Origin of the sequence: Granulicella arctica (assembly GCF_025685605.1) — a bacterium.
Taxonomy (GTDB): domain Bacteria; phylum Acidobacteriota; class Terriglobia; order Terriglobales; family Acidobacteriaceae; genus Edaphobacter; species Edaphobacter arcticus.
The window spans coordinates 1,399,780-1,415,700 of record NZ_JAGTUT010000001.1 but is presented as its reverse complement, the minus strand read 5'-3'; the positions used below and the strand labels follow the sequence as shown (position 1 = coordinate 1,415,700).

The window sequence follows — 15,921 nt, the reverse complement described above, 5'->3', positions numbered from 1 at the left end:
AACGTAACGCAGCTAAGGTGACAGGAACAAGACACGAATCATGGCACATATAATTCAGGTTCCGTTTGCAATCGAATTCGCAACAGAGGGGCGTAGATGGGAGCTTTTTGAGGCTGCCGTCGTGGGATCTGCGCGTGATTTGCAGCCCAAACCATCGGGCATCTTCGCAATGCTTCCAGTCACAACTGATAAGTTTGCAGTTTCGCTGACTCCAGAACGTCCCAAGATGAAGTTACCGGCCTATCTAACTTTGAGCCCGCTTTACACAATTAACTCTTACCGTCACGAGGAGAAGATTAGTGATTACCTGACATCCAAGAGCGAGGTAAACCCGATCTATTCAGGTAATTCGACCTTCGAGATCTTGGTTTCGTTTTCAGCAAAGAAGCAACCTGAGAGAGAGCGAGATCCTTGGAAGATGAGAGAAGAGTTTTTGTCTCTCCCGATGCGCACGACAGCACTCGCAAAGTTCCTAAACACATGGGGAAGGTGGGATATGTCGAGTCTCTGGCAGATAGGCGGATCGGAGAAGCTAGGTTTAGATCGGCCTTTATGCATTATTCCCGAATTGATTTGGGATGAACAAACCCGGTACAAAGCCGCTCTGAGTGGCGATGCTGAGGAGTGGCTTTCGCGTAGTAGCAGGATTCCAGCTCCACAAAGACGTATGACTGCGCCGTTCTTTGCCGTTCGGGATGACCTCTGTTCGTCGGCAATCGAAACCACAATAACGATGGACAAGATTGCCCAAGTGCCATATCGGCTTTGCGCGCGATCAGACTGCGGTCTGATTTTTAAAGTCGAATCAAACCATTCGCGGCATTTTTGTTCGCAGTCGTGCGCGCACCTTGTGTCGGTACGAAGGGGAAGAGAAGCAAGACGCAAGCCCAAGAAAGGGGTGACAACCTAATGTCAATTTTCAAGCGCGGAACGGTCTACTGGTATCACTTTCTATTCAACGGCGAGCATATTCAAAAGAGCACGAAACAGGGCAATCCTCGCACCGCACGTCAGATCGAAGCCGCTCACAAGACTGCTCTGGCCAAAGGAGAAGTTGGACTGGTAGAACGGCAGCCCGCCCCAACCCTTGCGAAATTCCTTGAGGATCGATTCACGCCGTGGGCGCAATCTACTTTTGAAAAGGCATCTCCGAAAACATGGACGGGTTGGTATCGGACGCAACTCCGAAATATCTCCGCATATGGCCCCTTAGTCAGTCGCAAACTAGGAACGATAACAAGCGAACACGCTGCCGATTATGCTGCGTTTCTCCAGACGAAGGGATGGAAGCCCACCTCTGTTAACAATTCGCTGCGCGTCCTTCGCCGTGCGCTGCTACTAGCGGTTGAATGGGGCATTGCGGAGAACGCTCCGAAGATCAAAATGCTGCGGGGACAACATCACCGGGAACACGTCGTCACACCCGATGAAGAGGCGCGTTACTTGGCAGCCGCTGGCGAGCTTATGGCAGATATCGCCGCTGTACTGAGTGACACGGGGATGCGTCCTGATGAGAATGCGCGGCTCCGTTGGGAGTTCGTTTCGTGGCACAACGGACAGCAAGGAACGCTCCAGGTCACACATGGCAAGACGGCAGCAGCCCGCCGAATGCTTCCGCTCAGTCCGCGTGTTCGGGCGATTCTGCAAAGGCGCTAGGAAGCAGCCAAGATGCCCTTAGAGGGATGGGTTTGGTCGTCCGCAACAATCAGCGGTCATATCGAGCCTTCTACGCTCAAGAAACGGCATCACAACGCGATTCGCCTTAGCGGGGTCCGCCCATTCGTGCTGTACTCACTCCGTCACACATTTCTGACCCGTTTAGGAGAAGCCGGGTGTGACGCATGGACACTTGCCCGCATTGCCGGTCACGCTTCAATCAACATGAGCGCCCGCTATGTTCACCCGAGCCAAGAAGCAGTGATGAACTTGTTCAGTCGTTTGCAGGGTCCGCCCCTACTGGTGAACCCGAACTCAAATAGACCTATGTGAAGAGAGCCGAGTGATAGCATCGGAAACGCTCCGCAAAGAGGTCATATGCTCGTATCGCTTGTCTTGGCTTTCGTGTTCCTTCCCGCAATGGCGCTTGCACAGGACCAGAAATTAGCCAGTCCTGAAAAGCAGACTATTGTGTGCGAAGAACAAGCCCCTGAATGTACGCATAGGCTCATCAATGGATTGAACTTCAAAACGCTTGTTGGCCCGCAAGCCATCGTCACTCTGGGAATCGGAGACAACGGTAAATACACTCGACTTGATGTGACGGTGACAAACACCAGCCAATCAACTTTGACGTATTTCCGAACGCCTTTAGCGTAGAAGTGACTGCACCAAAACAGCGCGCGTTGCGTGTGGTCCCCATCGAGAAAATCATTTCATCGGAAAAGCACCATGCAGGTTGGGCAAACGCCGTTAACGCGATGGGCGCTGGAATGGCAACTCAACAGGTCACAACCCAATCGACTTCGTCAGGGACGGTGCAAGCTACCAGCAACGATGGAAGTTCTGCCTCGGGAACCTATAGCGGCACCGGCACAAGTACGACGAGCGTCCCAAATTATGCCGCGCAGGAGCAAGCCCGTCAGAACATTGCACGCCGACGTGCTGCCTTGGGAGCACACGAGGCAGAACTTGAACAGACAGGGCTAAAAGCCAATACCGTCGATTCAGGCAAATATGTGGGTGGATATGTATTTTTCGAATCTGAGAAACATGGTGAGTTCTATGTGGTAGATCTGCCCATTGCAGGAGTTGTCTACCGGTTTCCATTTACAAGGCCAAAGCACTAAGGAAACTGGTCCGACCTGCACCCGCTACAGTTCTTGCTACACCTTAAGTCGTTTACTACGCTCAGCTTAGCTAAGTGTTTGATTCGATGGTCGGGGCGGAGGGATTCGAACCCCCGACCCTCTGGTCCCAAACCAGATGCGCTACCAGACTGCGCTACGCCCCGACTATCGTCTAGTGTATCGCACCGTAAGCCTAGTTCTATCGGCTTTGATGGAAACCTGCTCCCATCACTCGTCCGGTCAGCCACGCGAGTACTAGTAATGGCAGTACCGTCAGCGCTAGCATCACCGTCGCAATTCCTGCCAGGTAGAGCCAATCGCCCCATTGATTCTTGCGGGGGTCGTTCAAACTCCGTTCGAGTAATGCATAATTTCGCCGGTTTGCCTTCCATGCAACGTCGAACCAATCGCCGAAGAACGGAATCATCCCCACCACGACTTCGATCCCGACATTCGCAACCATTCGCAGGATCGTTACGTACGGCACCCCGCGAAACCACGCAGCTAACACAATGACCGTCGATGCGAGTCCGCCGAGAATGTCCCCGATTCCTGGAATCAGGCCAACGATACCGTCGATGCCGAACCGGAAGCTCGTTCCCGGGATTCGGAACCAATCATCCAGCACATGCGAGAGGAGATCGAGATTGTGGTTATCAAAGAGCCTCGCTCCATGCCGACCACGCGACTGTTGGCCGGGCGACAGTATCTCCGGTTCTATCTCCACGCGAATGGGTTTCACACTCATAGGTGATTGGATGCTATTCCCAGGCCTTTGCCGGTGCTACAATTGTCGTAATACGGCGGCTATAGTTCAGTGGCAGAACGCCGCTCTGTGGCAGCGGATGTCGTGGGTTCGAAACCCACTAGCCGCCCCAATTTCCCCTCATCTCAAGTAAGACTGTGCAGCCGCGTGGATAGCCTACTCAAAAATCCGCCCGCAGCACTTTACGTCGGCACCTCCGGCTGGGCTTACCCTACCTGGAAGCCTGATTTCTATCCACCCAAGACTCAGGCTACAAAATTCCTTGCCTATTACGCCTCGCAACTCACCTCGGTTGAGGTTAATTACACCTTTCGCGCCCTGCCGACAGCGAAGCAACTCGAAGGCTGGATCGCTGCGACTCCCGACCACTTCCGTTTCTCCTTCAAAGCTCCGCAGCGCATTACTCACTTCAGCCGCCTTCGCGATTGTGAAGCTGCGGTCGACCAGTTCGTTGCGTCGCTCGAACCCGTTTATACGGCTGGCAGATTGGGTCTTCTGCTTTTTCAGCTGCCTCCGAACTTCAAGGCTGACGACGACACCAAAGCTCGTATCGCTACGCTCCTGAGAACTCGATCGCTCGATGCACATCGTATCGCCTTCGAGTTTCGCCATGAGAGCTGGTTTGGCGATTCGGTTTACACGATTCTTCGTGATCACAATGCTGCGCTCTGTGTCGCTGAGTCAGACGACCTCGTCACTCCCGAGGTGCATACTTCCACTACCCACAGCGCCTTTCGTCTTCGCCGCAACGGGGGCTACACCCAGCCTGAACTCGAGGCTATTGCTGCTCGCCTTGTTGCGCTGGCCGCCACACGCGAGGTGTTCGCCTACCTCAAGCATGAGGACGAACCAACCGGTGCGCTCAACGCCGCAGCTCTATTGGCCGCAGCAGGCAAGCGTTGATGCAGGACTTTGAGCCAGTCCCTTTTTATCCCCGTCGCTATCTCAGCAATGGTCATCTCCAGACCATCATCGGTAACTATCTCCATCGCATCGACGCACTTCCGCCGCCTCTATCTGAGCTCGTAGAGGTTTCGCCGGCAACGCAGGATCAGATCGCCAGCCAGGTTCTCTGTCACTGCCACTGGCAACCAGATGCTGCGACAAAACCCGCAGCCATCATCGTCCACGGGCTGGAAGGTTCTTCGAACTCTCAGTATGTCGTGGGCAACGCGAACAAGCTCTGGCGCGCCGGCTGCAGTATTATCCGCATGAATATGCGCAACTGCGGCGGTACGGAGCAACTCTCGCCCACCTTGTACCACTCCGGGCTTTCGGGGGATGTGCGGGCCGTCATGGATTACTTTCTTGCCACGCGCCACCTTCAGTCCGTCTCGCTGATCGGCTACTCTATGGGCGGCAACCTTGTCCTCAAGCTTGCCGGAGAACTAGGGACCGAAGCTCCACCCCAGCTTCACTCCGTGATCGGCGTCTCTCCTGCGGTCGATCTCGGCCCCTCAGCCGACGCTCTTCACCGTCCTTTCAATCGTCTTTACGAGTGGAAGTTCCTTCGCGCTCTTCTCAAGCGCTTCCGCCGCAAGGCCGCCCTTTTCCCCCGGGCTTACGATGTGAAGCGGGCCGACTATATCCACTCTCTCCGCCAGTTTGATGATGAGATTACCGCCATTTACTCCGGCTTCTCGGGTGCTGACGACTACTATTTTCGCGCAGCTGCTGGCCGCGTCCTCGACCAGATTGCGGTCCCCACCCTCATCCTGCATGCCGCCGACGATCCCTTCGTTTACATCACTCCAGAGAGCCGCTCTCTTATTGCTGCCAACCCCTCTATTACCTATGTCGAGCCTGCTCATGGAGGCCACTGCGCCTTCCTGGCCTCAGCCGATCCTTCGAAAAACGATGATGGCTATTGGGCCGAATCCACACTGCTCCGTTTCCTCCTCGCTCACGCCTAGACATCTGGCTGTGGATTTCCTGGTCGTAATGTAATGACGCATGCACACCTCCAAACGCTCGTTCACACTAAGATCAAGGTTGGACAGGAGACGACTGATGCAATTTAGGACCTATGACACGCTCACAGCGGCCATGCAACGAGCCGCGGTGCGCCCACCCAACACCATCTGGCTGGTGCTCTCCATTGAGGGAGCCGCCTACTACGTGTTCTTCAGTGAACCGAGTCTCCAGCAGGCTCTGAAGCGCACCGGCTTCAACCTGGCTGGCGTCACTATGCAGGTCAATCATCTTGGTTTAGGCGCTAATGACAATCTGCTCCCATCGCAGGTCGCTGCGGGATTGCAAGGCGTTGCGCTTCCCGGTGCGGCCCGGATAGCAGCGGGACAGCACTTGCGCCACGTCTCCTCGAAACGGCTGAAGCACGGGGCGCGGTACAGGCTGGCGGTCACGCGGAGCGGTACATGATTGAGGCATGGACTGCGTGCGTCACGCATTTCAGAACGAAGCGAGGCCGCGAGCCGAAGTCTGCAGAGATCTTCCTGTCGCATTCGCCATGTACGACCAATGATCTGAGTCCCAGTGTTGCGGAGACCATCAACGGAGTCTTGTATCCTGCCTCATGCCGCGGCAAGCTCACCAAGTTCTTCCAGGTAAATAGCACCATGAAGTGGAAGATCTGGTACGCCCTGCGCTTCGGTCATGCAGAGGGTTTGACCGATGAGCAGCTGAAAGCATCGTTTCCGAACATCGCGATCCAGAGTATGCAGCGAGAAGTTGCAGACATGGCTCATCTGTAGGCTGGGGCATAAAACGGACGCCGCACAGTTATCTCGCGCGGGCGTGCGCTGAGGCTCTCGTCGTGTGTCGACTTCATCATCGATTGAGCCGTTGGAATAATGCCGCCTGTTCGCGATCGCGAACAGGCTAAGATGCTCGTCGTCCAGAGCGATTAATGCTGGACTTTTGACGCATCCCGATGCACACTACCGACACAATCTCCATTTGGTTCGCGTTTAACGAATCACCATAAGTAAAAAGCAATCGATAGCCTCAGACAGCACAATGCAGTCTCGCTACCCATTTGTGCATCCTTCGCAGCTACTGTGCGAAGCGTTTGCGCAACGCTTTCTCCGCCACTTTGCACTTGGTCAATCCGCACCCAAGAGGAGTCCTTATGACGCAACCTACCCCAATCAACCGTCGCAACTTCCTTCGCATGGGAGCCACCCTCCCCATTGCCGCCACAGTTCTTCCTTCGCTCGCGACCTCGGCTTTCGCCGCCCCGCCCGCAGCAGCAGGAGTCCCGGCCGTCGGCTACATCGACGTCCCCGCCAACGTCGCTCTTCTCAACATCAACGAGTATCCTTCCGGCCCCACGCAAGCCGCCGTCGACATCATGCACAAGATGGCTGTTAGCGGAAATCGCTACTACATGAACGAGACCAGCAAGTTCAATGGAGAGCTCTCCGCATATCATGACCTGAAACCCGGCTATCTCACCATCTACGCCGGTTCAACCGAAGTTCTCCACTTCACCACACTCGCCTTTACCTCGCCTACGCGCTCTCTTGTCACTGCTGACCCGACCTTTGAGCAGACTTGGCGCGTCGCCGAGTCGAATGGGGCCAAAGTCCACAAGGTTCCCCTCAAGGCCGATTACAGCTATGACATGAAGGCCATGGTCGCTGCCGATCCAAATGCTGGTCTCTACTATGTTTGTAATCCCAATAACCCTACTGGCGTTCCGGTCAAACGTGCAGATATCGAGTGGCTGCTGGCCAACAAGGCACCCGGCTCCATTGTTCTTGTCGATGAGGCCTATATCCACTTCTCCGACGCCGAATCAGTGATCGATCTGGTTGGCAAGGACAAGGATCTTATCGTCTCCCGTACCTTCTCGAAGATCTATTCCATGGGCGGTCTCCGCTTTGGATATGCCATGGCGCGACCTGACCTTACGGCGAAGTTGCACTTCTATAACGTCAATGCAATGTCGACCACGGCCATCCAGTGTGCCAAGATCCAGTTGGCGGATAAGCAGTTGATCCCTCTCCGCAAGCAGGCAATGGCCGACACTCGCGACAAGACCTTCACGTGGCTCGCCAAGAATAATTACGCGTTCACCCCATCGCAGACCAACCACTTTCTCTTGAACGTCAAGCAGCCGGGAGCCCCTGTGGTCAACGCTCTCGCGCATCATTCTGTCATGGTCGGCCGTACCTGGGCGGCAATGCCAAACTGGCCACGAATCACGGTGGGCAGTCCCTCTGATATGCAGAGCTTTCAAAGCGCTTTCTTAGAGGTGATGCAGCTACCTGACGGGAAGATGAACGCGCTCACTCATCCTTACCCGCATCTCCTTAATCAACACGCCTGCTAGTCGCAACAAAATGAAGGGGCCGGACGCGAGTCCGGTCTCGTCGTTTTGTACCACTTCATTCCCCAGGCCGTTGCTATCGCATCGCTACTTGCAAGGTCGCGGCAGAGTTAGAAGGTAGACAAGATTAGCAACCCTAACGAGTCATCATCCGTTGCGTAGAAGATTGGACGTTAAGCCAGTAAGATAGAAGTTCATGCTTGCAGAATGGTCCGCCGAATGTGCCGCTGAGGACCCCGTCCTTGTAGTTCCGTGGTCAGATACGTCTGACCCAGCCAGTACAGCTCACTTCATCGATCTCCGAGAGTCCCCGTACGATCTTGATCAGATTGTCGAGGCCGAGCAGAACCCACCGCTCATGCAGGCCCTCCGCTCGCTCAATGCGGCTCGTTCTCCGGTGTTCACTGCCAAATGTGACGCATGGGCGTTAGGTGCAGAGGAACTGGAAGCTCTTCGCTTCAATATCGATCCCACTCTGTATAGCGATCCCGCAGATGTTCCCGCGGGCTTTGGCAGCTACATCGATCTTCTATGCCGCGACCGCGCCCTCTTTGTTTCGTTCCCCCGGCAGGAGCAGGTGCTTGCGCGCCTCACACGCCGCGCAGCTACCCTCGACCATCCGCAGGCCACCTTGGACTGCGTTCTTCGCCCGGCCTTGATCGACCTTACTGGACCGCAGGAAGGCTTTGCGATCACGCTTTATATCAAAGCTATCGGCCCTGACCCTCACACGGCATGGGAGCTTTGGTCCGCCGCTCTCGAAGCTGTTGTCACTCTTCTCCGCAGCAAAGAACTGGCACTTGCCTAGCCCCACCCTTACAATCAAAAGGTCCCCCTCGTGGGCGAGTAGCTCAATCGGATAGAGCACGGACCTTCTAAGTCCGGGGTTACAGGTTCGATCCCTGTCTCGCCCACCACCTTCCCTAAGAGTGATCCCCTGAACGGAGCTTTGCTCTTCCCGTTTGATGGCGGGAAATCAGCGGATTGTCTTTACACTTCAGCCGTGACCGCTGGGGCAGAAATCTCCCGGCCGCTTTCACGGCCAGCCAGATGTCTCAATCCAGCCAGTGCGATAAAGACGAAAGCCAAGGCACAAACACCGCTCCATCCCCAGTGCACCCATGCCACTGTGGCTAGCGCAGATCCCGCTGCCGCTCCGGTGAAGTAAGTTGTCATGTACACCGTGTTCAGCCGACTGCGTGCTGAAGGTACCAGCCCAAAGATGCGCGTTTGATTGGCCACTTGTGTCATCTGCGCGCCAAGATCCAGCACGATCACCCCCAACGCAAGCACGACCAGGTGCCACACCATCGGCATAGCTAACCGCTCTCCGCTCCAGAGCACTACATACGAAGCTCCAAGTATGAGAATTCCAGCCTGCACGACGTATCGTGGTCCGTGCTTATCCGAAAGCCGTCCGGCCAAGGGAGCAGCCAGCGCGCCCGCTGCGCCTACCAGTCCAAATGTTCCTGCCACGCCAGGACCAAGTCCGTAGTGTCGATCCAGCAGAAACGCCAGCGTCGTCCAGAAGCAACTAAACGAAGCGAACACCAATGCCCCAATCGCGCAGGACTCCCGCAGCAGCGGCTCAGTCCGCCAAAGTGTCCAGAGAGATCGCATCGCCTCTCCATAGCTCAAAGCCTGTTTCGGAGGTAGCTTCGGCATCAGCCGCCAGAGTAATGGCACAAATATCGCGTTCATCAGCGCAGCTGCGATAAACACCAGCCGCCAGCCATGCAACTTCGTCAGCCATCCGGCAAAGGTGCGTGCCAGCAGGATGCCCAATAGCAGCCCCGTCATCACGATTCCAATAGCCCGTCCGCGACCCTCATGCGTAGCAAGGTCCGGCGCGATCGGGAGAACGATGTGCGTCACCGACGCAAGCATCCCAGCTACTGCGCTTGCCGCGATCAACCATATGAGGTTTGGTGCGAACGCAATCGCAAGCAGCGCTATTGAAACTGCCGCATACATTCGCATCATCAACGCGCGTCGCTCGAGCACATCGCCAAGCGGAACGAAGCACAATAAGCCCACGGCATACCCGACCTGCGTGGCCACCGCTACAAAACCGGTGTGCCCCGCCGTTGCCTTGAAGCTGCGTCCCATCTCCAAAAGTAAAGGCTGGTTGTAGTAGATCGTCGATACACCCACTGCGCACGCAAGCCCGAGAAAGGGAAGGGGAGCCCGTGGCGTAGCGGCGTTCTGGTCTTTGGCACTCATCAAAACGGAAATATCCTCAACAACCAGTCTAAGCGAGCCCAAGGTCTTTCTTGAAGCCAAGTGACTCAGGCGAACAGTATTGCCAGCCTTATGCTGCCGTTTCGCGTAAATGCATCTCACAGGAAAGCTGAACTAAAGGAGCCAGATTCCATGAAGCATGTCCAGATTGCCTTTTGCCCAATAATTCTTGCGCTCACCGTTGGTGTCTATGCTCAACAGCTCTCATCGCCCAATGATCAGGCTTTCGTCGCTAAGGTCTCTCAAGGGGGCCGCTATGAGGTTGAAGCCAGCAAGCTAGCCATACAGAAAGCTGTCGCCCAGGATGTCAAAGACATCGCTTCGAGTGAGGTCCACGACCACGAACTTGTTAATGCCGAGCTCAAGCGAATCTCTATCGCAAAGCATGTCTCCATCGCTCCTGACCTCAACGCGGAGTTTCAAGGTAAGCTTGCTCAGCTGAAAGCCCTCAACGGCTCGAGCTTTGACGCCGCTTACATGTCCGAGATGGCTACTATTCACGATAAGGACGAAAAACTCTTCGCCCAGGAAGCCAATGATGGCGGCTCAGTTGATTTTAAGAACTTCGCGGCCGCAACCGATCGCATCGTCAAACGCCACATCGGTGCCCTTCACGGCCTCGACCACTAACCTTGTGTTAGCGTTACGGCATCATCAATGTTCGACCTCAAACCAGAGTCTGTATCTTCCAGTGATTGCCGCTCCTCCATGTCTTTAACGCAGCGGGGAGCGGTAGTGCATCGGTGGGCTCTCCTTGCCAGTGTCCTGTTCTCTACTCACGCGCAGTCTCAGCATGTGGACCCCCATGAGTCTCCCGTCATTGTCCAGCCGGGCGCGCCGGGTCAGCCGAGCAAGGTGCTGCCGCCCTCCACCCGCGCCACACTTCCCGAGCGCTCGCAGGCCGATGTGGAGTTTATGCAGGGCATGATCATGCATCATGGTCAAGCTGTGGAGATGACCGCGCTCATTCCATCGCACACGGAAAACGCCAGCATTCGTTCTCTCGGGGCTCGCATCAGCAGTTCGCAGTCAGATGAACGAAGGTTCATGCAAAAGTGGCTTGCCGCACGAGGAGAACCGCTTTCGATGGCTATGCCCGGGATGCCTGAAATGGACATGTCGGGTAGGCCGATGGTCTCCATGCCCGGGATGCTTACCCCGCGCCAGATCGATGCATTGCGCAATGCGAAAGGCGCAGCGTTCGATCAGCTCTTTTTAACGGGGATGATCCAGCACCACAACGGAGCGCTTACTATGGTGCAAACACTGTTTAGCCGCGCAGGTGCCGGGCAGGATGCCGACCTGTTCAATTTTGCGACCGATGCGGATAATACCCAGCGTGCCGAAATCACGATTATGCAGTCTCTTCTAAAGGAAAAACCATGAAGCAAGTGCTCCATTTTGCCTTTCGCGCGGCCCGTACGGCCCTGCCAGCGTTTGTCATGTACCTCGCCGCGGGCCACCTTCAGGCACAGGCACCGGCTGCTCCACCGACGACCCCTGCTCCGTCGACGCCAGCCAAGGAAGCAGAGGCAAATCCGTTTGCGCCACAGCCGGCGCCGCCGTTGCCTGCGGGGATGACGGGGTCAGATACCAGCGATCCTCGCTTCAAGCTGAAGCCGGGAATGTACGACGCCGGCGAAACCTCGATGGGTATCAAGCACCTGCTCTTACTTCACAAGCCCGATGCCTTCCAGCTTGGCGACGTTCAGCCCGGCGACCCGAAGATTGGCAAGACACTCGATCAACTTGGCATGAGCAACACTGCGAAGATGCCGAAGCCTCTGCAAATGGTGATTGCCCAACTCGCTTTCGCGAACTCAGACTTCGCGTTCCAGGGAAATCACCTCTTTCAGGGGAACTTCTATGGGGTCAACATCTACGACATCGCAAATCCAGCCAAGACGACCCTGCTGACCTCGCTGGTCTGCCCGGGTGGACAAGGTGATGTGTCTGTCTACGGCAACCTGATGTTTGTTTCGGTCGAGATGCCGAATGGACGTTTGGACTGCGGTGTGCAGGGATTTCCTCCGGAGCCGCCTCCCGCTGCAGGGCATGAGAAGGATCGCCATATACCCGCCGCGCAGTCAGAACGCTTTCGTGGCGTCCGGATCTTCGACATCTCAAATATCAAGAATCCGAAGCAGGTCGCAGCCGTACAGACCTGCCGTGGCTCGCACACGCACACGTTGGTTGTCGACCCAAACGATAAAGACAACGTGTATCTCTATGTTTCGGGTACGTCATTCGTGCGGCAGCCTGAGGAGGTCGCCGGATGCTCGAATGAGGCTCCAGACAAGGATCAAAACACCGCCCTCTTCAGGATCGATGTAATCAAGGTTCCGATTGCAGCGCCGCAGGAGGCAAAGGTCGTCTCGAGCCCACGCGTGTTTGTCGATCCCCGGACCGGTGCGCTCAACGGCCTCAACAACGGTGGGAGTCACGGCAAGGAAGCGGAAAAGCCGGCGGACACCAACCAGTGCCACGACATTACTGTCTATTCGGCGATTGGATTAGCGGCGGGTGCCTGCTCCGGCAATGGCATCCTGCTCGACATCAAGGACCCGATTCATCCGAAGCGGGTGGACGCGGTGAATGATCCGAACTACTCGTACTGGCACTCTGCCTCGTTTTCCAATGATGGAAGCAAGGTGGTGTTTACGGACGAATGGGGCGGGGGCCTCGGCGCACGATGCCGTCCGAACGATCCGAACAAATGGGGTGCAGACGCGATCTTCCATTTGAAGGATGACAAGCTGAGCCTGGCGAGCTACTACAAGCTACCTGCAGCGCAGGGGGACACGGAGAACTGCGTGGCGCATAACGGCTCGCTCATCCCGGTTCCGGGACGCGATATCGAAGTTCAAGCCTGGTACCAGGGCGGTATCTCAATCATGGACTTTACCGATGCGTCCCATCCATTTGAGATCGCTTATTTTGATCGTGGACCAATCGATCCGAAGACGCTCGTGCTCGGCGGCGACTGGTCGGCCTACTGGTATAACGGTCACATCTACGGTTCAGAGATTGCGCGTGGACTCGACGTCTTCGAGCTCTCTCCTACGAAGTTTCTCACCCAGAATGAGATCGACGCGGCCAAGACGATTCAACTAGCAGAGTTGAATGTGCAGGATCAGCAAAAGATCGAATGGACCTCACAACTCGTCGTGGCGAAGGCTTATGTGGATCAGCTGATTCGCTCGCAGGCCTTTTCTTCCGAGCGTGCGGCAGGGCTTCAAAAGTCGATTCACGATGCTGAGAAGTCACACCTGAATGCAAAGGACCTGGCGAAGTTGAAGGGACTGGCCGCGGGGATCGATGAGAGCGCCGGCACCGCCAAAAACCCGGCTGACGCCACACGACTGCATGCTTTGTCAGCAATCCTGATGCATCCAATCGCCTGAACTCATCAGGCGTTTTCCGAGCCCCACTTCTTTGCTCTTTCGTATGGAGCATTGAAGTGGGGCTTTATTATTTGGGTTGCGGAGTACGTTATCGCCCTAGCACCAGCTTCGCAATCGTTCCCAACTGCATGAAGCTGGTTCCCTCATAGATCTTCCCAATTTTGGCATCACGATATAGCTTCTCGACCGGAAAGTCCTTCACAAACCCTGATCCGCCAAACACCTCAACCGCAAGACTGGCCACTCGCTCCGCCACCTGGGAGGTGAAATACTTGCACATCGCCGCTTCTTTTAGAAAATCAGCACCCGCATCCTTGAGCCGCGCCGCGTTGTAGACCAGTAGACGAGCCGCTTCCACCTCTGTCGCCATCTCCGCAAGCTGATATTGCATCGCCTGAAACTCCACCAACGCCTTGCCGAACTGCTTTCGTTCTTTTGCGAACTTCGCTGCATGGTCCCAGGCTCCTGCAGCAAGCCCCAGCATCTGGGCTCCGATCCCGATTCGTCCCTCATTCAGCGTTTCGATTGCGATCTTGTAGCCCTTGCCAACCTGCCCAAGCACCTGTCCCGCCGGAACCACACAGTCCGTAAAGATCAATTCGCATGTGCTCGATGCCCGAATTCCAAGCTTATCTTCCTTCTTGCCTAGCTTGAACCCTGGTGCATCCTTCTCCACCAGGAACGCGGTGATGCCTTTATAGCCTGCCGCTGGATCGATCGTCGCAAAGACGATAAACAGACCTGCCTCCTTGGCATTGGTGATCCAAAGCTTCTGACCATTCAGTACGTAATCTTCCCCTCTTTGAGTAGCGCGGGTAGCCAAGGCAAACGCATCCGATCCTGAACCCGCCTCGCTCAACGCATATGCCCCGATTGTGTCCGCAGCCAGCCGAGGAAGGTATCGCCTTTTCTGATCATCGGTAGCCCATCGAATCAGCGCGTTCGCAACCAACGTATTCTGCACGTCTACCAGCACACCAACCGAAGGATCGACCGCCGATAGAGCCTCGACTGCGAGAATTGCCTCAAAGAACGTTCCACCTGAACCACCATACTGCTCAGGAATTTCGATTCCCATTAAGCCAAGCTCGAAGAGTTGCCGGATCAGCCGAGGCTCCAATTGCTGCGCCTCGTCCATCCCGCGAACCAGCGGCGCGATCTTTTCCGCACCAAACTGCCGTACCGTGTCCCGAAACATTCGCTCGTCTTCGTCGATCTGCGTCAACGGCCTCGGACTGTCCTGCTGCACCATGGATCACCTCAAGCAGCCGAGTCTAGCATCCGAAAACAGCAAATGAATAGTCATTCAGAATGGCAAAGGAGATACGGTAGCTCCATGGAAACAACACGTAGCTACCGTTTCTTTCAGGCGTGTTCGACGCAGACGTTACCCAGCCGCGACAAGCATGTTTCGGCGACTCACGATGGTCAAGCGCTCTCCGCTCAAAATTTTGCGCGCCTGGCCCTTGGCATGGCTCGACCATGGCCCCACCGGATCGAGTCGAACGTAGACCAACCAGTGCCGCAGGGCTTTCCGTCGTTCGCCCTGGCGTTCATACGCAAGTGCAAGATTATAGTGGGCATCTGCGTATTGGGGGACCAGCGCAATGGCTCGTCGGTAGGCCACAATCGCATCGTCCATCTGCTGCATCTCGTCAAGCACGTTGCCCAGGTCGAAGAAGGCGAGCGCATACTCGGGATCGCTCTCCGTTGCACGCCGATAGAGCCTCTCCGCCGCAGAAAACTCCTTCTGCCCGTACCGAATCGTGCCCAGGTTAATTGCTGCGGCTGCATGATCTGGCTGTTCCCGGAGAATCGACTCATACACCTCCGCAGCCTCGGTAAGTGTCTCGAGCTTCTCCTCAAGGCGCACCGCCGCTGCAAATAATTCTTGCACCTTGTTCGACTTTCGGACGGTTTCGAGTATGCCGGTCCTAACGAACGACGGTTCTCCAGTCGAGCCCTCGAAGTCAAAGGCAAGCTGCTGCGTCACGGGGTCCATGAGCGAGCCTGCATGGCGCCAGATCAGCCTCGATCCACGCCGTACCGCGCTCGATTCCAGCAGGGCATTGCGCAGCCCAGCCACGCGCTGCATTGCGGTCACCGATCGGCTGATGCTCCTCACTGAAATGCGGGTAGCACGGAGATCGCGCAGCGTCCGCAACTGCCCAAGGTCTTCAAAGGTGTATTGATTCTGCGAAACAATCAACCCAGCCCGCTCCCAGGCTGACAGGTGGCGTGTCTGCAGATGCAAAATTCGCAGCACATCGCGTCGGCTGTATCGGGTCACTTGGGTGTCTCGGTTCGCCTTGGGCATAGGTGTCAGGTACTACCCAAAGTATGCGGCTACATCCTGCGCCAATCAAGCCCATTCGAGCTAAGTCGATCAAATAACAGTGGATAACCTGTACCAAATCGGGTTCATGGCCCTCG

Annotated in this window: 18 protein-coding genes and 3 tRNA genes; 16 read left to right on the top strand and 5 right to left on the bottom strand. The window is 55.9% G+C overall.

Annotated features, from left to right (window positions below; all coding sequences use genetic code 11):
* Window positions 1-40: 40 nt before the first annotated feature.
* The 5 genes from OHL20_RS05795 to OHL20_RS05780 all read left to right on the top strand — a co-directional run bounded on the left by OHL20_RS05795 (window position 41) and on the right by OHL20_RS05780 (window position 2,786).
* Complete coding sequence (locus tag OHL20_RS05795; protein WP_263382252.1) at window positions 41-910, top strand: hypothetical protein; 870 nt, start codon at window positions 41-43, stop codon at window positions 908-910.
* Window positions 910-1,656 carry a site-specific integrase gene (locus OHL20_RS05790; protein ID WP_263382251.1) on the top strand — a complete coding sequence of 249 codons (747 nt, stop codon included), beginning with the start codon at window positions 910-912 and terminating at the stop codon, window positions 1,654-1,656. The genes OHL20_RS05795 and OHL20_RS05790 overlap by 1 nt, the downstream gene beginning before the upstream one ends.
* Window positions 1,657-1,668: 12 nt before the next feature.
* Window positions 1,669-1,989 carry a tyrosine-type recombinase/integrase gene (locus OHL20_RS25185; protein ID WP_396271692.1) on the top strand — a complete coding sequence of 107 codons (321 nt, stop codon included), beginning with the start codon at window positions 1,669-1,671 and terminating at the stop codon, window positions 1,987-1,989.
* A 45-nt stretch (window positions 1,990-2,034) separates the two neighbouring features.
* Window positions 2,035-2,316: a hypothetical protein gene (locus tag OHL20_RS05785; protein WP_263382250.1), complete on the top strand. Its 282-nt coding sequence runs from the start codon at window positions 2,035-2,037 to the stop codon at window positions 2,314-2,316.
* Window positions 2,317-2,429: 113 nt separating this feature from the next.
* Entirely contained in the window at window positions 2,430-2,786 is a 357-nt protein-coding gene (locus OHL20_RS05780; protein ID WP_263382249.1) for a hypothetical protein, read from the top strand.
* Between the two features lie 87 nt (window positions 2,787-2,873).
* Here OHL20_RS05780 and OHL20_RS05775 read toward each other — a convergent pair.
* Both OHL20_RS05775 and OHL20_RS05770 read right to left on the bottom strand, forming a co-directional pair.
* Window positions 2,874-2,950 (bottom strand) — tRNA-Pro (locus tag OHL20_RS05775).
* Between the two features lie 35 nt (window positions 2,951-2,985).
* Window positions 2,986-3,534: a DUF4112 domain-containing protein gene (locus OHL20_RS05770; RefSeq protein ID WP_263382248.1), complete on the bottom strand. Its 549-nt coding sequence runs from the start codon at window positions 3,532-3,534 to the stop codon at window positions 2,986-2,988.
* A 55-nt stretch (window positions 3,535-3,589) separates the two neighbouring features.
* Between OHL20_RS05770 and OHL20_RS05765 the strand changes: the two genes are divergently transcribed.
* The 8 genes from OHL20_RS05765 to OHL20_RS05730 all read left to right on the top strand — a co-directional run bounded on the left by OHL20_RS05765 (window position 3,590) and on the right by OHL20_RS05730 (window position 8,760).
* Window positions 3,590-3,664, top strand: a tRNA-His gene (locus tag OHL20_RS05765).
* A gap of 35 nt (window positions 3,665-3,699) precedes the next feature.
* Window positions 3,700-4,455: a DUF72 domain-containing protein gene (locus tag OHL20_RS05760; RefSeq protein ID WP_263382247.1), complete on the top strand. Its 756-nt coding sequence runs from the start codon at window positions 3,700-3,702 to the stop codon at window positions 4,453-4,455.
* Window positions 4,455-5,465, top strand: a complete 1,011-nt coding sequence (locus tag OHL20_RS05755; protein WP_263384954.1) for a YheT family hydrolase — start codon at window positions 4,455-4,457, stop codon at window positions 5,463-5,465. Before OHL20_RS05760 ends, OHL20_RS05755 begins: the two co-directional genes overlap by 1 nt.
* Window positions 5,466-5,562: 97 nt before the next feature.
* Window positions 5,563-5,931, top strand: a complete 369-nt coding sequence (locus tag OHL20_RS05750) for a hypothetical protein (RefSeq protein WP_263382246.1) — start codon at window positions 5,563-5,565, stop codon at window positions 5,929-5,931.
* A complete protein-coding gene (locus OHL20_RS05745) occupies window positions 5,928-6,263 on the top strand; it encodes a hypothetical protein (protein ID WP_263382245.1) in 336 nt (111 codons plus the stop codon). The genes OHL20_RS05750 and OHL20_RS05745 overlap by 4 nt, the downstream gene beginning before the upstream one ends.
* Before the next feature lie 377 nt (window positions 6,264-6,640).
* A complete protein-coding gene (locus tag OHL20_RS05740; protein ID WP_263382244.1) occupies window positions 6,641-7,846 on the top strand; it encodes a pyridoxal phosphate-dependent aminotransferase in 1,206 nt (401 codons plus the stop codon).
* A gap of 193 nt (window positions 7,847-8,039) precedes the next feature.
* On the top strand, window positions 8,040-8,651 hold the full coding sequence (locus OHL20_RS05735) for a hypothetical protein (protein ID WP_263382243.1): 612 nt from the start codon (window positions 8,040-8,042) through the stop codon (window positions 8,649-8,651).
* Window positions 8,652-8,683: 32 nt separating this feature from the next.
* Window positions 8,684-8,760 (top strand) — tRNA-Arg (locus tag OHL20_RS05730).
* A gap of 73 nt (window positions 8,761-8,833) precedes the next feature.
* Here the strand turns inward: OHL20_RS05730 and OHL20_RS05725 are convergent.
* Entirely contained in the window at window positions 8,834-10,066 is a 1,233-nt protein-coding gene (locus tag OHL20_RS05725) for an MFS transporter (protein ID WP_263382242.1), read from the bottom strand.
* A 150-nt stretch (window positions 10,067-10,216) separates the two neighbouring features.
* On the opposite strand from OHL20_RS05725, the gene OHL20_RS05720 reads away from it, so the two are divergent.
* From OHL20_RS05720 to OHL20_RS05710, 3 genes are read left to right on the top strand one after another with little or no spacing between them, the layout of a single operon-like run.
* Window positions 10,217-10,714, top strand: coding sequence for a DUF4142 domain-containing protein (locus OHL20_RS05720; RefSeq protein ID WP_263382241.1), 498 nt, complete (start codon window positions 10,217-10,219; stop codon window positions 10,712-10,714).
* Between the two features lie 27 nt (window positions 10,715-10,741).
* On the top strand, window positions 10,742-11,470 hold the full coding sequence (locus OHL20_RS05715) for a DUF305 domain-containing protein (RefSeq protein ID WP_263382240.1): 729 nt from the start codon (window positions 10,742-10,744) through the stop codon (window positions 11,468-11,470).
* Window positions 11,467-13,488, top strand: coding sequence for an LVIVD repeat-containing protein (locus OHL20_RS05710; protein ID WP_263382239.1), 2,022 nt, complete (start codon window positions 11,467-11,469; stop codon window positions 13,486-13,488). The genes OHL20_RS05715 and OHL20_RS05710 overlap by 4 nt, the downstream gene beginning before the upstream one ends.
* An 88-nt stretch (window positions 13,489-13,576) precedes the next feature.
* On the opposite strand, the gene OHL20_RS05705 is transcribed toward OHL20_RS05710, so the two are convergent.
* Both OHL20_RS05705 and OHL20_RS05700 read right to left on the bottom strand, forming a co-directional pair.
* Window positions 13,577-14,740 carry an acyl-CoA dehydrogenase gene (locus OHL20_RS05705; protein WP_263382238.1) on the bottom strand — a complete coding sequence of 388 codons (1,164 nt, stop codon included), beginning with the start codon at window positions 14,738-14,740 and terminating at the stop codon, window positions 13,577-13,579.
* A 135-nt stretch (window positions 14,741-14,875) separates the two neighbouring features.
* Entirely contained in the window at window positions 14,876-15,778 is a 903-nt protein-coding gene (locus OHL20_RS05700; RefSeq protein WP_263382237.1) for a tetratricopeptide repeat protein, read from the bottom strand.
* Window positions 15,779-15,921 lie beyond the last annotated feature (143 nt).

What these genes read in the sequence shown, in the direction of transcription:
- OHL20_RS05780 (WP_263382249.1), top strand. Translation starts at nt 2,430, where the DNA reads ATGGCAACTCAACAGGTCACAACCCAATCGACTTCGTCAGGGACGGTG.
- OHL20_RS05725 (WP_263382242.1), bottom strand. Translation starts at nt 10,066, where the DNA reads ATGAGTGCCAAAGACCAGAACGCCGCTACGCCACGGGCTCCCCTTCCC.
- OHL20_RS05770 (WP_263382248.1), bottom strand. Translation starts at nt 3,534, where the DNA reads ATGAGTGTGAAACCCATTCGCGTGGAGATAGAACCGGAGATACTGTCG.
- OHL20_RS05715 (WP_263382240.1), top strand. Translation starts at nt 10,742, where the DNA reads ATGTTCGACCTCAAACCAGAGTCTGTATCTTCCAGTGATTGCCGCTCC.
- OHL20_RS05795 (WP_263382252.1), top strand. Translation starts at nt 41, where the DNA reads ATGGCACATATAATTCAGGTTCCGTTTGCAATCGAATTCGCAACAGAG.
- OHL20_RS05785 (WP_263382250.1), top strand. Translation starts at nt 2,035, where the DNA reads ATGCTCGTATCGCTTGTCTTGGCTTTCGTGTTCCTTCCCGCAATGGCG.
- OHL20_RS05710 (WP_263382239.1), top strand. Translation starts at nt 11,467, where the DNA reads ATGAAGCAAGTGCTCCATTTTGCCTTTCGCGCGGCCCGTACGGCCCTG.
- OHL20_RS25185 (WP_396271692.1), top strand. Translation starts at nt 1,669, where the DNA reads ATGCCCTTAGAGGGATGGGTTTGGTCGTCCGCAACAATCAGCGGTCAT.
- OHL20_RS05755 (WP_263384954.1), top strand. Translation starts at nt 4,455, where the DNA reads ATGCAGGACTTTGAGCCAGTCCCTTTTTATCCCCGTCGCTATCTCAGC.
- OHL20_RS05790 (WP_263382251.1), top strand. Translation starts at nt 910, where the DNA reads ATGTCAATTTTCAAGCGCGGAACGGTCTACTGGTATCACTTTCTATTC.
- OHL20_RS05720 (WP_263382241.1), top strand. Translation starts at nt 10,217, where the DNA reads ATGAAGCATGTCCAGATTGCCTTTTGCCCAATAATTCTTGCGCTCACC.
- OHL20_RS05705 (WP_263382238.1), bottom strand. Translation starts at nt 14,740, where the DNA reads ATGGTGCAGCAGGACAGTCCGAGGCCGTTGACGCAGATCGACGAAGAC.
- OHL20_RS05750 (WP_263382246.1), top strand. Translation starts at nt 5,563, where the DNA reads ATGCAATTTAGGACCTATGACACGCTCACAGCGGCCATGCAACGAGCC.
- OHL20_RS05745 (WP_263382245.1), top strand. Translation starts at nt 5,928, where the DNA reads ATGATTGAGGCATGGACTGCGTGCGTCACGCATTTCAGAACGAAGCGA.
- OHL20_RS05740 (WP_263382244.1), top strand. Translation starts at nt 6,641, where the DNA reads ATGACGCAACCTACCCCAATCAACCGTCGCAACTTCCTTCGCATGGGA.
- OHL20_RS05735 (WP_263382243.1), top strand. Translation starts at nt 8,040, where the DNA reads ATGCTTGCAGAATGGTCCGCCGAATGTGCCGCTGAGGACCCCGTCCTT.